This window comes from Streptomyces sp. SYSU D01066-1 (assembly GCF_054956795.1).
This window is the reverse complement of record NZ_JBUDHV010000014.1, coordinates 95,853-109,829: the sequence shown is the minus strand read 5'-3', so window position 1 is coordinate 109,829 and position 13,977 is coordinate 95,853. Positions and strand designations below refer to the sequence as shown.

General features: G+C 72.7%; 10 protein-coding genes and 2 pseudogenes. 8 read left to right on the top strand and 4 right to left on the bottom strand.

What is annotated here, in order from left to right; genetic code table 11:
- Nucleotides 1-28 precede the first annotated feature (28 nt).
- The 3 genes from ACY1JF_RS16215 to ACY1JF_RS16205 all read right to left on the bottom strand — a co-directional run bounded on the left by ACY1JF_RS16215 (nucleotide 29) and on the right by ACY1JF_RS16205 (nucleotide 3,231).
- A complete protein-coding gene (locus ACY1JF_RS16215) occupies nucleotides 29-1,597 on the bottom strand; it encodes an SDR family oxidoreductase (RefSeq protein WP_462705824.1) in 1,569 nt (522 codons plus the stop codon).
- Between the two features lie 652 nt (nucleotides 1,598-2,249).
- Nucleotides 2,250-2,591: a plasmid stabilization protein gene (locus ACY1JF_RS16210; protein WP_462705823.1), complete on the bottom strand. Its 342-nt coding sequence runs from the start codon at nucleotides 2,589-2,591 to the stop codon at nucleotides 2,250-2,252.
- Nucleotides 2,592-3,015: 424 nt separating this feature from the next.
- Nucleotides 3,016-3,231 (bottom strand): DUF5133 domain-containing protein, encoded by a 216-nt coding sequence (locus ACY1JF_RS16205; RefSeq protein ID WP_462705822.1) that lies wholly within the window; start codon nucleotides 3,229-3,231, stop codon nucleotides 3,016-3,018.
- A 571-nt stretch (nucleotides 3,232-3,802) separates the two neighbouring features.
- On the opposite strand from ACY1JF_RS16205, the gene ACY1JF_RS16200 reads away from it, so the two are divergent.
- The 5 genes and pseudogenes from ACY1JF_RS16200 to ACY1JF_RS16180 form a co-directional block, all read left to right on the top strand.
- Nucleotides 3,803-5,032 carry a cytochrome P450 gene (locus ACY1JF_RS16200; protein ID WP_462705821.1) on the top strand — a complete coding sequence of 410 codons (1,230 nt, stop codon included), beginning with the start codon at nucleotides 3,803-3,805 and terminating at the stop codon, nucleotides 5,030-5,032.
- Between the two features lie 154 nt (nucleotides 5,033-5,186).
- Complete coding sequence (locus ACY1JF_RS16195; protein WP_462705820.1) at nucleotides 5,187-5,648, top strand: AAA family ATPase; 462 nt, start codon at nucleotides 5,187-5,189, stop codon at nucleotides 5,646-5,648.
- A 148-nt stretch (nucleotides 5,649-5,796) separates the two neighbouring features.
- Nucleotides 5,797-7,011, top strand: a complete 1,215-nt coding sequence (locus ACY1JF_RS16190) for a PP2C family protein-serine/threonine phosphatase (protein ID WP_462705819.1) — start codon at nucleotides 5,797-5,799, stop codon at nucleotides 7,009-7,011.
- A gap of 189 nt (nucleotides 7,012-7,200) precedes the next feature.
- Nucleotides 7,201-9,030 carry a thiamine pyrophosphate-requiring protein gene (locus tag ACY1JF_RS16185; RefSeq protein WP_462705818.1) on the top strand — a complete coding sequence of 610 codons (1,830 nt, stop codon included), beginning with the start codon at nucleotides 7,201-7,203 and terminating at the stop codon, nucleotides 9,028-9,030.
- Nucleotides 9,031-9,371: 341 nt separating this feature from the next.
- Nucleotides 9,372-9,524 (top strand): annotated as a pseudogene (locus ACY1JF_RS16180) (monooxygenase); the annotation flags it as partial.
- A gap of 81 nt (nucleotides 9,525-9,605) precedes the next feature.
- On the opposite strand, the gene ACY1JF_RS16175 reads toward ACY1JF_RS16180, so the two are convergent.
- A complete protein-coding gene (locus ACY1JF_RS16175; RefSeq protein WP_462705817.1) occupies nucleotides 9,606-10,049 on the bottom strand; it encodes an Rrf2 family transcriptional regulator in 444 nt (147 codons plus the stop codon).
- 161 nt (nucleotides 10,050-10,210) lie between these two features.
- Between ACY1JF_RS16175 and ACY1JF_RS16170 the strand changes: the two genes are divergently transcribed.
- The 3 genes and pseudogenes from ACY1JF_RS16170 to ACY1JF_RS16160 all read left to right on the top strand — a co-directional run bounded on the left by ACY1JF_RS16170 (nucleotide 10,211) and on the right by ACY1JF_RS16160 (nucleotide 13,533).
- Nucleotides 10,211-10,681, top strand: a complete 471-nt coding sequence (locus ACY1JF_RS16170) for a nuclear transport factor 2 family protein (RefSeq protein ID WP_462705816.1) — start codon at nucleotides 10,211-10,213, stop codon at nucleotides 10,679-10,681.
- Nucleotides 10,682-11,485: 804 nt separating this feature from the next.
- A pseudogene (locus ACY1JF_RS16165) lies at nucleotides 11,486-11,935 on the top strand (transposase); the annotation flags it as partial.
- Nucleotides 11,936-12,075: 140 nt separating this feature from the next.
- Entirely contained in the window at nucleotides 12,076-13,533 is a 1,458-nt protein-coding gene (locus ACY1JF_RS16160) for an aldehyde dehydrogenase family protein (protein ID WP_462705815.1), read from the top strand.
- Nucleotides 13,534-13,977 lie beyond the last annotated feature (444 nt).

Here is a 13,977-nt window from a genome sequence, read left to right as displayed (position 1 = left end):
GGGCGGGACGGCCGCGGCGGTCATGGTGTCACTCCCGGGGCCTTCGCCCGGGGCGGCGCCGGGACCGTCGGGCGCGCTGGTCGCTTCCGTGAGGGATCGGGCCCTTGGCGGCGGCCCGGGCGATGTTGCGGGCCATCCCGCCGAAGACGACGGCGTGGAAGGGCGAGACGGACCACCAGTAGGCGTGGCCGAGGAGCCCGCGCGGATGGAACAGGGCGCGCTGCCGGTAACGGGTACGGCCTTCCTCGTCGGTCTCGACCCACATCTCCAGCCAGGCCAGTCCCGGCAGCCGCATCTCCGCCCGCAGCCGCAGCAGACGTACCGGCTCGATCTCCTCGACGCGCCAGAAGTCCAGCGAGTCGCCGACGCGCAGGCGCTGCGCGTCGCGCCGGCCGCGACGCAGACCGACCCCGCCGACGAACCGGTCCAGCCGGCCGCGCACCGCCCAGGCAGACGGAAAGGAGTACCAGCCGTTGTCGCCGCCGATCCCCTCGATCACCTTCCACAGCGCCTGCGGGGAGGCGTCCACGGGCAGCCGCCTGACGTCCTGGTACAGGCTGCCGCCGGCCCAGTCGGGGTCGGTGGGGAGCGGATCGCTGGGCGCTCCCGGCACGGACGCGGACGACCAGCGGGTGGCGACCCGCGCTTCCCGTACCCTGCGCAGAGCCAGGGCCAGGGTTTCGTCGAACGGCAGGGGCCGGCCCGGAGGGTCGGGCACGTACCGGGAGATGTCGTGCTCCCGGCAGACGACCTCATGGCGCAGGGACTCCGTCAGGGGCCGGGCGATGGCGGCCGGGACCGGGGTGACCAGCCCGACCCAATGGCTGGACAGCCGGGGGGTGAGTACCGGCACCGGCACGATGACGCGCCGGGGCAGCCCGGCCGCGGCGGCGTACCGGCTCATCATCTCGCGGTAGGTGAGGACGTCCGGCCCGCCGATGTCGAAGGCCCGGTCGACGTCGGCCGGCATGGTGGCGGAGCCCACCAGGTAGCGCAGCACGTCGCGGACGCCGATGGGCTGCGTACGGGTGTGCACCCAACGGGGCGTGACCATGACGGGCAGCCGCTCGGTCAGGTAGCGCAGCATCTCGAACGACGCCGATCCCGAGCCGATGACGACGGCGGCGCGCAGCACGGTGGCGGGCACCTCGGAGTCGAGGAAGACACGGCCGACCTCCGCGCGCGAGCGCAGATGCGGGGAGAGCGAACGTTCGGGGACGTCCCGCGGGGTGAGGCCACCGAGGTAGACGATCCGCCGGACGCCTGCCGCGTGCGCCTGCCGGGCGAAGATCCGCGCGGCGCGGCGATCGGTGTCCTCGAAGTCCGCACCCGATCCGAGGGCGTGCACCAGGTAGTAGGCGACGTCGATGCCACGCATGGCCGCGGCGACCGAGCGCGGGTCGGTGACGTCCCCCCGGACGCTCCCGACGTCCGCCGCCCAGGGGTGGTCACGGAGCTTGCCGGGGGAGCGGACCAGGCACCGTACCCGGTGACCGGCCTCCAGCAGCTCCGGTACCAGGCGCCCGCCGATGTATCCGGACGCTCCCGTCACCAGGCAGTGCAGCCGCTCCGCCGCTCGCTGTCCCTCGGTCGCCACGGTCCTTCCCTCCGGCTCGTTCCACGGCACCGTGCCCTCTCGACCGATCATGGACCTCGCGGCGTGAGCGCGCCTGTCGCCGCCCGAGGGCCTGCGGTCCGCGGCTCGCGGCCGGGGCGGGGGAGCGGGAACCGCCAGGCGCCGTCCCGCCGGGGGCCGGGGGCCGACTGCCGGGTGGGCCTCCGGTGTGACCAGCGGCGCCCTCGTCCCTGGGCGCGGCGCGCGCCGGGCGGGCGTGACCACGTGCGTCGCGGTTCTCACGCCCACCCGTCAATGGGCGGGCGTGAGAACCGCGACGCACGCGGTGGACGGCTCCACCTACGCCTTCGACGCGCAGCGGATGCTCCTCACCGGTTCCGCACCGAGGGGCGCCAGCGAGGCCGCTCGCGGGAAGTGACCGCAGGTGGCGAAGAGGTGAGAAGGACCGGGACGCGGGTGGGACACCGTCGAGCACAGGCACAGCGCCACCGCGCGGCCGGCGGGGCGTGCGGCGGCCGGGCTCCGCCTGCCGCACCGCGACGTGGGATCGCGGAACCCGCGCGTCCCATTGGTGACCGATGCCGCCGACCGGCCTCCGCCGACGTCCGACGCCCGACGCCCGGCTCCGGGCGCCGGAGCCGAAGGAAACCGGCCGCGAGGCGCGAGGGGGAGGTCAGCTCCGGCCGAGGGCCTTGGCGAGCTGGTCCTTGTTCATCGTGGACCTGCCCTCGACACCCTTCTTCCGCGCCTCCTGGTAGAGCTGCTCCCGCGTCGGGCCCCCGCCCGAGCCGCCGCCCCGGGAGGAACGGGACTTCTCACCCCCGCGCTGCGAGGGCGACTTGCCCTTCGTGGAGCCGCCACTGGCGGACCGGGCCTCGCCGGACCGTGCGCGCTCCTTGTTCACGGTCCTGGCGGCGATCTCCTTCGCCCGGCCCTGGGAGGCCCCGCGGTCCTCGGCGCTGTCCTTGATGTGCTCGTACTGGCGCTCCCGTTTGGAGCTGGATCCCGCCGGCATGGTTGTCTCCTTCCGACACCGGTCGTCGAAGCGCGGAACGGGTTGCCCGCCGCACCGCGGCCAAACGGCCCCGTCGGGCGACGGTCCCCGCTGACACGTGCCGTGCCGCCGGTGCGTCAGCCGGTGCCGGTGGGCGGCCGGCCGGGTCCGCCTCCCCGACGGGCACGGGCCTTCCGTCCGCCGGACCTGGGGAAGCGCGTCCCCGCGGGCGCGCGGGCAGGGCGTCCGCACGCCCGGTTCCTGGCGAGAGGATGACGTGACCGACGCCGAGGCACCGCGCGGCGCGGAGCACCGGGCGGAGCACTTCGGGTGCGGGGACGGCGCCGTGATCCGGGTACGCCCATGCCGGGCGCACGGCGCCCGGCGGCAGGAGGACGGCGGATCCGAAGACGGCGGGTCGAGGGGGGTAGGGCCCGTCCGGAGGCTAGTGCGAGAGCGAGGGCTCGGTGGCGGGCATCCGGTGGCGTGCCGCTGCCAGGGCGGAGTCCACGTCCCTCGTGCCGGTGGACACGCACAGGGTGTAGCTGACGTCGTCCAGGCGGCGCCGTGCTTCCTCGCTCCCGTCCTCGGCGTGCAGCGCGTGCAGCGCTTCGTACTGGTCGATCAGGTTCTTCAGCACGGCCGGGTGTGCCATCAGCATCGGGGTCTCCCTTGTCGCCACCGCTCGCATGGGTCGTACACGCACCCGTCTGCCCCGAGCTCCGGCCCGCAACCTCGCATCTTGCCGGAGACGGAGACGGAGACGGAGACGGAGACGGAGGCGGAGGCGGACGGCCCGGGCCCCGCGAACAGGAGAGGCGCCAGTCGCGGGACAATGCCCCGCAGCGGATCACCGGCCCCGGGGCCGGGCCGGGAGCGGGTGACGCCGGCCCGGGCGACCACGCCGACCAGGCCGTGCCCGTCGCTCACGGGCAGGCGACGCACCTCGTGTTCGGCCGTCGTGTTCGGCCGTCGTGCACAGGATCCCCGGCACATCGTCGCCGGCGCCGATGGTGGCGGCCCCGCCCCGGGCCGGTTCCCCGGCCGGGCAGGTGGCCGGGCCGTGCGGACGTCCAGCGGGACCGGCGACAGCCGCGAGGCACCGGCGGTTCGCCCCGTACGGCCACGGTCACGGTCACGGCCACGGCCACGACGGGCGACGCGGCGCAGACCGGCTCGCGGCCGCACAACGTGCCGGTATCGCCCGCACCGACCTGGGCACTAAGGAGACCATGAGCCCGCACCGACTGGTTCCCGAGTCCCTGGCCCTGCTGACCGAGGGGTACGCCTGGCTGCCCGACCTGATGCGCGCCGAGGGCGACACCGCGCTGAACCTGCGCGTCCTGGGACACCCGGCCCTCGCCGTACGCGGCCCCGAGGCGGTCCGCTTCTTCTACGACGAGGCGCACGTCCGGCGCCACGGCGCGCTCCCCGGCCCGGTCGTGAGCACCCTCTTCGGCCACGGCGCGGTGCACACCCTCGACGGCGACGCGCACCGGCGGCGCAAGGCGTTCTTCCTGCCCCTGCTGGAGACCGACGCGGTGACCGGCTCGGCGGAGCACATCGCCGCCGCCTGGGACGAGGCGGTACCGCGCTGGCGGCGGCAGCCGGAGGTGGTGCTCTTCGACGCCGCCGCGCGCGTGCTCACCCGCGGGGTCTGCCGCTGGGCCGGCGTCCCGCTCGCCGAGGGCGAGGAGGAGCCGCTGGCACGGGACCTGCTGGCCATGGTGGACGGCTTCGCCACGGCGGGCCCCCGGCACTGGCGGGCCCGGCGGGCCCGCACCCGCCAGGAGAAGCGGTTCGCGGACCTGGTGACCGAGGTCAGGTCCGGGGCGCTCGAAGCACCGGCGGGCTCCGCACTGGAACGGGTCTGCCACCACCGCGACGCCTCCGGCGCCGTACTCGCCCCCCGGACCGCCGCGGTGGAACTGCTCAACGTGGTCCGGCCCACGGTGGCACTGAGCTGGTTCACCGCCTTCGCCGCCCACGCGCTGCACCGCGCGCCCGAGCACACGGAGCGGCTGCGGTCGGGCGACACCGCGTTCGCCACCGCCTTCGCTCACGAGGTCCGCCGCTTCTACCCCTTCGCGCCCTTCCTGGGCGGCCGGGCCGTCACCGACCTGACCTGGCAGGGCCGTACGCTCCCGGCGGGCGGCCTCGTCCTGTTGGACGTCTACGGCCAGAACCACGACGAACGCTGGTGGAAGGACCCCTACGCCTTCCGCCCCGAGCGGTTCCTCGACCACCCGCCCGGCCGGGACGAGCTGATCCCCCAGGGCGGCGCGGACCCGCGCACCGGCCACCGCTGCCCCGGCGAGGCCATGACCGTGGGCATCCTGGAAACCCTGTCCCGGCGCCTCGCCGGCCTGCGCCACGACGTCCCGCCGCAGGACCTGGCCATCTCCCTGAACCGCATCCCCGCCCGTCCCCGCAGCGGCGTGGTCATCACGGTGCCCGCGTAACGGCACAGGGCACCGGCCGTGCCCCGCGGCCGACCGGCTCACCCTCGCACGCCCCCGCCCCCGCCCCCGCCCCCGCCGAAGCCTCCCGGAAGCCGCCGGGGGCAGCGGGGGAACGGTGCGCGTCACCGTCGGCCGCCGTGGCATCGTGGTGCGCATGGCGACCGAGTTGGACGTGGCCGTGCTGGTCGGCCTGCAGGCGTCCGGCAAGTCCACCTTCTACGCGCGCTGCCTGTCGGGGCGGTACGCGCTGGTGAGCAAGGACCTGTTCCCGGCACGGGCGAGGAACAAGCAGCAGCGGCAGATGCGCGCGCTGGCGGAACACCTCGCGGCCGCCCGGCCGGTGGCGGTGGACAACACCAATCCGGCACCCGCCGAGTGGGCCCCGCTGGTGGAGGCGGCGCACGCCCACGGGGCGACGGCGACGGCGTACTGGTTCCCGCCGGACCTGGCGGGCTCGCTGCGCCGCAACGCCGCCCGCGAGGGCCGTGCGCGCGTTCCGGACGTCGGTGTCCTGGCCACGGCGAAGCGCCTGCGCGAGCCGTCCGCGGCGGACGGGTTCGACGTGATCCGCGAGGTGAGGTTCGACGGCCGCGGCGGCTTCGAGGTACGGGGCTGAGGCGGCCGGCCGCGGTCGGCCGCCGCCGCGCCGCGTAACCCGTCCGCAGCGGGGTAGCCACGGCTGAAGGGGCCCGTCCGCGCGGCGCGGGGCCGAGTCCGGCGGAACCGGCACGCTGCCCGAGCGGGCTCGTCGAGAGGCGTGAGGCATGAACGAAGCATCCTCGGCCGAGCTGGTACGGCTGATGCAGATCAGCCACACCATCACGCTCGAGGAGTTGCCGCGGGAGATCTCGGCCCACGCGGCCCGGGCCGGGCTGCTGGACATGGCCGTCTTCGTCGTCGACGTGCGCGAGACGGTGCTGCGCCGGCTCACCGGCGAAGGAGCGGACGCGGGAGCCGGCGGCGAGCGGTTCACCGTCGAGGGCAGCCTGCCCGGCCGGGCCTACCAGCGCGTGGACCTGCTCACCGAGCACGGAACGGGAGGCGGCGTTGGACGGCACCGGTGGTGGGTGGCCGTCACGGACGGGGTGGAGCGGCTGGGCGTGCTGCGGACCGACACCGACAGCGACGGCGAGGACGTCCGGGAGTCACTGCGGCACTGGGCGTCGATGATCGCGCTGCTGCTGTTGAGCAAGCGTTCCTTCAGCGACTCCTACGCCCGCCTGGTACGGACCGAGCCGATGAACGTGGCGGCGGAGATGCAGTGGAACCTCACCCCGCCGCCCGCCTACGCCGGGCACGACGCCACCGTCGGCGCGGTGATGGAACCGGCCTACCAGATCGGCGGGGACGCCTTCGACTACGCCGTGGCCGGCACCACTCTGACCCTGAGCGTCTTCGACGCCATGGGCCATGACACGGCCGCCGGTATCACCGCCAACGTGGCCGTGGCCGCCTGCCGCAACGCCCGCCGTCAGGGCGCGTCGCTGGCCGAGACCAGCCGGCAGGTGGAGAGAACCCTGGTCGAACAGTTCGGCGGCCGGCGGTACGCCACGGGCATCCTGGCCGATCTGGACATGGAGACCGGCCGGCTGCGCTGGATCAATCGCGGCCACCACCTGCCGGTCCTGCTGCGCGGCAATCGGTGGACCACCGAACTGGCGTGCCCGCCGGCCGGTCCCATGGGCGCGGAACTCGGACTGCCGGTCACCGAGTGCGTCCATCAACTGGAGCCCGGCGACCGCCTGCTGCTCTACACCGACGGGGTCGTCGAGGCCCGCGACGCCGAGGGCCGGGAGTTCGGACGGGACCGGTTCATCGACTTCGTGCTGCGCGAGCACTCGGGCCGGCACACCCTGCACGAGACCCTGCGGCGGCTGATGGCGGCGGTGATGGCCCACCACGACGGCCTCCTCGACGACGACGCCACCGTGCTCCTCACGGAGTGGCGCGGCGGACTCCAGCGAGGCCTGACCCCCTGACGGGGACCGTGGCGGTCGTGGACGAACCGCGGACGGCAGCGCCGGCCCGCCCACCGCCGAGCGGGCGTGGGCCGGCACCCCGGCAGGGGCGGTCACCGGCCACGTTTCCCCCTGGTGCGTCCGGTTACCCATGCATGGTCGTGCCGCCGTCGCGCGGAGGCAGCCGGGAAGTCAGGAAGTGGAGTGTCCATGGCCAGCACGAAGGTGTCCGACTACATCCTCCAGCGACTGCGCGAGTGGGACGTCGGCCATGTCTTCGCCTACGCCGGTGACGGCATCAACGGGCTGCTGGCGGCCTGGGGCCGGGCGGACAACAAACCCAAGTTCGTCCAGGCCCGCCATGAGGAGATGGCCGCCTTCCAGGCCGTCGGCTACGCCAAGTTCTCCGGCAAGGTGGGCGTGTGCGCGGCGACCTCAGGACCGGGCGCGATCCACCTGCTGAACGGGCTGTACGACGCCAAGCTCGACCACGTGCCGGTGGTGGCGCTGGTCGGACAGACCAACCGCAGCGCCATGGGCGGCTCCTACCAGCAGGAAGTGGACCTGGCCGGCCTCTACAAGGACGTCGCCTCGGACTTCTGCGAGACGGCGACCGTGCCGGAGCAGTTGCCGAACCTGATCGACCGGGCGTTCCGGACGGCGTACGCCCGGCGCACCGTCACCGCGATCATCCTGCCGGCGGACGTGCAGGAGCTGGACTACAGCCCGCCGGGACACGCCTTCAAGATGGTGCCCTCCAGTCTCGGGCTGGGGCGGTACGCGCCGGTGCCGGCGGAGGAGGACCTCCAGCGGGCCGCCGACGTCCTCAACGACGGGGAGAGGGTCGCCGTCCTGATCGGGCAGGGCGCGCGCGGCGCCCGCGACGAGGTCGAGCGGCTGGCGGACGTGCTGGGCGCCGGCGTGGCCAAGGCCCTGCTGGGCAAGGACGCCCTGCCGGACGACCTGCCGTACGTGACCGGCTCCATCGGCCTGCTGGGCACCCGCCCGTCCTACGAGCTGATGCGGGACTGCGACACCCTGCTGATGATCGGCTCCAGCTTCCCGTACACGCAGTTCATGCCGGAGCTGGACCAGGCGCGGGCGGTGCAGATCGACATCGACCCGCACATGATCGGCCTGCGTTACCCCAACGAGGTCAACCTCGTCGGCGACGCCCGCGAGACCCTGCGCCGGCTGCTGCCCAAGCTGCACCGCAAGCAGGACCGGGCCTGGCGGGAGAAGGTCGAGGAGAACGTCGCCCGCTGGTGGGAGGTCATGCAGCGCCGCGCCGCCGTGGACGCCGACCCGGTCAACCCCGAGTACGTCGTGCACGCCCTGGACGGCAAGCTGCCCGAGGACGCCATCCTGTCCGCCGACTCCGGCTCCGCCGCCAACTGGTACGCCCGTCACCTGCGGCTGCGCGGCCGGATGCGCGGTTCGCTGTCCGGCACGCTGGCGACGATGGGGCCCGGTGTGCCGTACGCGATCGGCGCGAAGTTCGCCCACCCCGGCCGGCCCGCCATCGCCCTGGTGGGGGACGGCGCGATGCAGATGAACGGCATGATGGAGATGGTCACCGCCGCGAAGTACTACCGCGAGTGGTCCGACCCGCGGCTGATCGTCGCCGTCCTCAACAACCGTGACCTCAACCAGGTCACCTGGGAGATGCGGGCGATGTCCGGCGCCCCGCAGTTCGAGGAGTCGCAGCACATCCCGGACGTGCCCTACGCCGACATCGCGCAGCGCATCGGCCTGGACGGGGTGCGGGTGGAGAAGCCCGAGCAGGTCGAGGCGGCCTGGGACCGGGCGCTGGCCGCGGACCGGCCGTTCGTCATCGACTTCCGCACCGACCCGGCGGTGCCGCCGATCCCGCCGCACGCGGAACTGGACCAGATCGAGGCCGCGGCCTCGGCGATCCTGCACGGCGACAGCGACCGCACCGGCATGGTCCGGCAGGGCTTCAAGGCCAAGGTGCAGGAGATGCTGCCCGGCAGCCGCCACCGCGACGACCGGCCCGGCGCCACCGGCGACGGCGACTGACCCTCGCGGTCCCCGGGCCGGGTGAACCACCCCGGGTGAGGCGGAGACGCGCTTCCAGGCGGGGATCAGGCATGGCAGCCCCTCGAAGAACCGAACCGGGCGGAGCAGGGCAGGGCGGGGCGGGTCCGGCCACGCCGATGGCGGACCCCGGGCCGTCGAGCACGGCACCGCCGCGGCGGTGCCCTCCGCTCGGAGCGCCGTCCGACGGGGCGGCACATGTCACGGAGGGCCCCGTCTTCGCGCAGTACCCCCTGGCCGCTCGTACGAGCGCCGACTGGGCACCGCACGGCACAAGTCGTAGAAGCCTTCCGAGGGGTTCCGCACAGTCCGGACAGTGCCGAGAATTCGTGACATGCGTCAGGAAGAGGCCGCCGCATCCGCTCCTGCACCGGTGGCTGGACGAGGCCGAGCCCCTCTCCTCGGCGTTCGGCTACCGGCGGACCGCGGACACCCGCCGCCGCTACGACCTGCCCGGCCGCCGCCCGGCGGGATTCCATCTCCACGCTCACGTCACTCCGCCCCGGTGGGCGGAACCCGCGCCGGACCCCACGGCTCGCACGGGGTCGTCCAGCTGATCAGAGAGGCTGGCGAGGCGCCGCGAGTACGTCCGTGAGCACCTTCTCGAGCGTGACGCGGGCCAGTTCGTGCCTCAGGGTCTCCTCGATGTCCTGGTAGATGCCCCGCATGGCCGGCTGGATGCCGTGACCCACCACGCATCCCTGGTCCGGGGCGGTGCGGTGCATCGCGAACAGCGGGCCGGGTTCCACTGCTTCGTACACGTCGAGCAGGGTGATCGACCCCAGCTCGCGCGCCAGCGACCAGCCCGCGCCCGCGCCCCGCCGGGACTCCACGAGCCCGGCCCTGCGCAGCTCGCCGAGCAGCCGTCTGATCACCACGGGGTTGGTGTTCGCGCTGGTTGCGATCTGCTCGGAGGTGGCGATCTGGTGGCCCTGGCGCTGGTAGAGACCGATCCAGGCCAGCGCATGGGCGGCAATGGTCAGCCTGCTGTTGGCGCTCATGATCCCTCCTCCGGTCGCAACGCTCCATGTTACGACAGCGCGGTCGCAACAGTGAAGGTTGCGACAAGACGTCGTAACGATTATTGTTACGACGGCCGGGAAGGGGCGACCAAGGGCAAGCGCGGACCGTGAGCGTGTCGCGAACTCGAAGGAGAACAGGAATGGAAAGTAACGAAAAGACCATCCGCGAGGCTTACCGGCTCGCGGAAGGGGACGTTCTCGACGGTGACGGTTTCCTGGCCTTGTTCACCGAGGACGGGTCGTTCAACGACATGTCGACCTCGCAGAGTTTCCGCGGAGAACAGATCCCTCAGGTGATCGCGGGCCTCGCCCGCTCGTTCCCCGATGTACACCGTGAGCTGCTCGAGGTGCATGTGTTCGGTGACGTCGTCGCCGTCGAGTTGCGAATCCAGGGCACGCATCTCGGAGGGTTTCCGACTCCGGTCGGCGAGATCCCGCCGACCGGGAACCGGATCGACGTGCCGGCGGCGGACCTCTGGTACCTCCGTGACGGAAAGATCGAAAGGTTCAATTGCTACAACTCGATGAGCGTGTGGCTCGATCAAATCGGGGTCCACCCTGACTTCAAGTCCGCAGTCGAAGCCACCGAGACAGCAGCCACGACGGTGTAACTCTGCCGGTCAGCGCCGAGTATGCGACAGGGCACCCCCTTCTTCGGGCCGCATACCCGGCGCTGCTTCTCGAACGGAGTTGTTGTTCGCACCCAGCCGCCGACACGACTCGGCAGGCCGGCTCATCGAGTGTCAGCAGCCCTGGCCGGCAGGCAGGGCAACGACCCGCATCGAGTGACGTTCTCCGGGCCCGCCTCCACGAGACGCACGGCTGCGACGAGACCCCACCCCGAAGATCATCGAGGTACGCGGGGCCGGACCGCCCTTCCCCATGCCGCCGAGCCCTGCGCATCCCACGCCGACCGTGGACGAGTTCCACGCGTGCGCGGACCGTGGAGGGCTCGGCCTGCCATGAGTCCGGGACGCTCACGAGAACCGGCGCGGAGGCCGGCGTAGGAGACGGCACCACCCGCGCCCCTTGCCCCGCCCTTGGGCAGGACGACGACTCCCAGTTCGACGCCTTGCGGGCCACGGCATCCCGAGGGACAAGATCTTCAGCGAGAAGATCAGCACCCGCGTCCGCGGAGGGCCCAGTTCGAGGAGGCGCTCGTACGGCGCGGGAGGCCAAGGCCCACGCCCCGCACTGCCGCGTCATCCTTACGGCCCTGTCTCACATTCGGTGGTGACGGAGAGTCATGAGGTCGTTGACACTCGCGTGAAGAATGCCGACGAGCTTGCGCAGACGGCGTTCTCGGGTCTTTCCCCCCTGGTCATAGCGGATGTGGCCGACGAGGGCGAGCGGATCGTGGTGCGGGCACGGACTTTGCGGGGCGCCGGCGGCACCGCCATGCCACCGTGGTGGTCGACGCCGGCCACATCTCCCCGCGCCGGCTCGCCCGGACGCTTCTCACCAGGCCCGACAACCCCAAGGCCGAGCATCGCGACCTGCCGGCCCGGCTCACCGCAGCCTGCCCCGGCATGACCCGACCGGCCGCCGCTGTCGGGGGCTTCGCCGAACTCCTGACGCCTTGCGCAGGAAGTGCCGACGGGCTCTCGCGCTGGATCGTCCAGGTCCGCTCAGCCGATCTGCCCCATCCGCACGCCGTCACCCGGGGCCTGGAGCGTGACCGCGACGCCGTGAACGCCGCGCTCACGCTTCCGTACCGCAACGGCCCCACCGAAGGCGTCAACACCAAGACCAAGCGGATCGTGCGCCGGACGCACGGACGAGCAGGCTCCACGCCTCTTCGCCACCGCATCCTCCTCGGACAGCGCCACGCTCCGTCACCACCGAATGTGAGACAGGGCCATTGACCAGACGCTCCCTGCCGACGTAAGCGAGCCGTCGGCCGGATGTCAGTCAGCTGACGGAGGCTGTCGGCACGGCGGCCGAGCCATTCTCGTGGAGACATCGAAACCGCCCGGTACCCGGGCGAGACCGCGAGGAGCGGACCATGAACACCATCGCGCAGCACTGGATCAACGGACAGTGGACCGGCTCCGGCTCGGTCCTGGAATCGATCAACCCGGCCGACGGCACCGTCGTCGGCTCGTTCTACGACGGTGGCGAGGCAGAGGCCTCGGCCGCCGTGGACGCGGCCGCCGCCGCGTTCGAGACCACCGCATGGGCGCGCACTCCCTCGCTCCGGGCGACCGCGCTCAGCCGGCTGGCCGACGCCCTCGAGGCCCGGATACCCGAGGTCGCGGCCATGTTGTCCCGGGAGAACGGCAAGCTGCTGGGTGAGACCACGTGGGAGGTCAGCGGTGCGGTCGGATGGCTGCGGTACGCGGCGGCCTCTGCGCGCACCCAGACCGCCGGGCGCGCCGCCGAGACGGCACCCGGCCAGTACACCCACTCGGTGCCCGAGCCGCTCGGTGTCGCCGGGATCATTTCTCCCTGGAACTCTCCCGTCATGCTGACCGTGCGGGCACTGGGCCCGGCGCTGGCCGCCGGCTGCACCGTCGTGGTCAAACTTCCGGCTCAGACGGCACTGACCAATGAGCTTTTCGCGCAGGTCCTGGCCTCGGTCCCGGAGATCCCGGCGGGCGTGGTCAGCGTGTTCACCGAGTCCGGCAACACCGGGGCCCCGTTCCTGGTCTCCTCGGACAAGGTCGACGTGATCAACTACACCGGCAGTACGCCGGTCGGGCGCCGTATCGCGGCCGCGGCCTCCACCACGCTCAAGCGGCTCGGTCTGGAACTGGGCGGCAAGGCGCCCATGGTGATCCTTCCCGACGCCGACCTGGACATGGTGATCCCCACCGTGGTGCAGTCGCTGGTGCTGATGAACGGGCAGTTCTGCTGCACCGGCTCCCGTGTGCTGGTTCACCGGGACATCGCCGACCAGGTGCGCACTCGGCTCACCGACGCGCTCGCGCAGGTACGGCTCGGCTCGGGCGACGACGAGAAGGCCCAGCTCGGCCCGGTGATCGACCGGGCGTCCGCCCAGCGGGTGGACGCGATCGTCGAGGAAGCCGCCTCGTACGGCACGGTACTTCTGCGCGGCGGTGTGGTCACCGACGGCCCGCTGGCCGCCGGCGCGTTCTACCGGCCGAGCCTGATCGAGGTGGACCGCACCGACGTCCGGATCGTGCAGGAGGAGGTCTTCGGCCCGGTCCAGACGTTCGAGATCTTCGATGACGAGGACGACGCCGTGACCAAGGCGAACGCCACCATCTACGGCCTGGCCGCCTCGGTGTTCAGCTCGGACTCGATGAAGGCCCGCCGGATCGCCCGGCGCATCCGCACCGGCACGGTATGGATCAACACCTGGGGAGCCATCAGCGAGGACTTCGAGGAGGGCGGCGTCAAGGGAAGCGGTTACGGCTACCTGTGCGGCCCGCGAGCGATCGAGGAGTTCCAGGCCCTCAAGGTGTACGTGGAGCAGGACCACACCCAGTCCGCCCACTGATCAGATCATCACCTGGCCCGGCGCCCGCCTGGGCGCCGGGCAGCCCTCCTGCACAGGAAGGGCGCACCATGGCCTCGATCCTGATCACCAAAGCGGCGAACGGTCCTGGTCTCGCTCCGGCTGAGGAGCTTGCGGAAGCCGCGCACCAGTTGCTTCTGCACGGTCGTGTCCCGCAGCGACCGGTGCCGATCGCGCAGCGTTTCGGAACCGAGCAGTACATCGCTGACCTCCGCTCCGGCCGGGATCCAGCGACTCGCGGCCGAAGTGGCGGCACGGCACGATCGCCTCGACGCGCCGGTCGACGACGCGGGTGCGGGCTTCACCCGGAACGGCACCATCCGAAGCATGTCGGCGGACGGACACCAGCAGCGGCCGGCGGTGAACCGTCCGAGCCCTGTGCTGCCCACCCGGCAACCGCTGCCGCTGTCGCGCGCGGGCAGCCCG

Excerpts from the sequence above, each read along its gene's own strand:
- ACY1JF_RS16210 (WP_462705823.1), bottom strand. The coding sequence starts at position 2,591 with ATGCCGGCGGGATCCAGCTCCAAACGGGAGCGCCAGTACGAGCACATC.
- ACY1JF_RS16205 (WP_462705822.1), bottom strand. The coding sequence starts at position 3,231 with ATGCTGATGGCACACCCGGCCGTGCTGAAGAACCTGATCGACCAGTAC.
- ACY1JF_RS16200 (WP_462705821.1), top strand. The coding sequence starts at position 3,803 with ATGAGCCCGCACCGACTGGTTCCCGAGTCCCTGGCCCTGCTGACCGAG.
- ACY1JF_RS16195 (WP_462705820.1), top strand. The coding sequence starts at position 5,187 with ATGGCGACCGAGTTGGACGTGGCCGTGCTGGTCGGCCTGCAGGCGTCC.
- ACY1JF_RS16190 (WP_462705819.1), top strand. The coding sequence starts at position 5,797 with ATGAACGAAGCATCCTCGGCCGAGCTGGTACGGCTGATGCAGATCAGC.
- ACY1JF_RS16185 (WP_462705818.1), top strand. The coding sequence starts at position 7,201 with ATGGCCAGCACGAAGGTGTCCGACTACATCCTCCAGCGACTGCGCGAG.
- ACY1JF_RS16175 (WP_462705817.1), bottom strand. The coding sequence starts at position 10,049 with ATGAGCGCCAACAGCAGGCTGACCATTGCCGCCCATGCGCTGGCCTGG.
- ACY1JF_RS16170 (WP_462705816.1), top strand. The coding sequence starts at position 10,211 with ATGGAAAGTAACGAAAAGACCATCCGCGAGGCTTACCGGCTCGCGGAA.
- ACY1JF_RS16160 (WP_462705815.1), top strand. The coding sequence starts at position 12,076 with ATGAACACCATCGCGCAGCACTGGATCAACGGACAGTGGACCGGCTCC.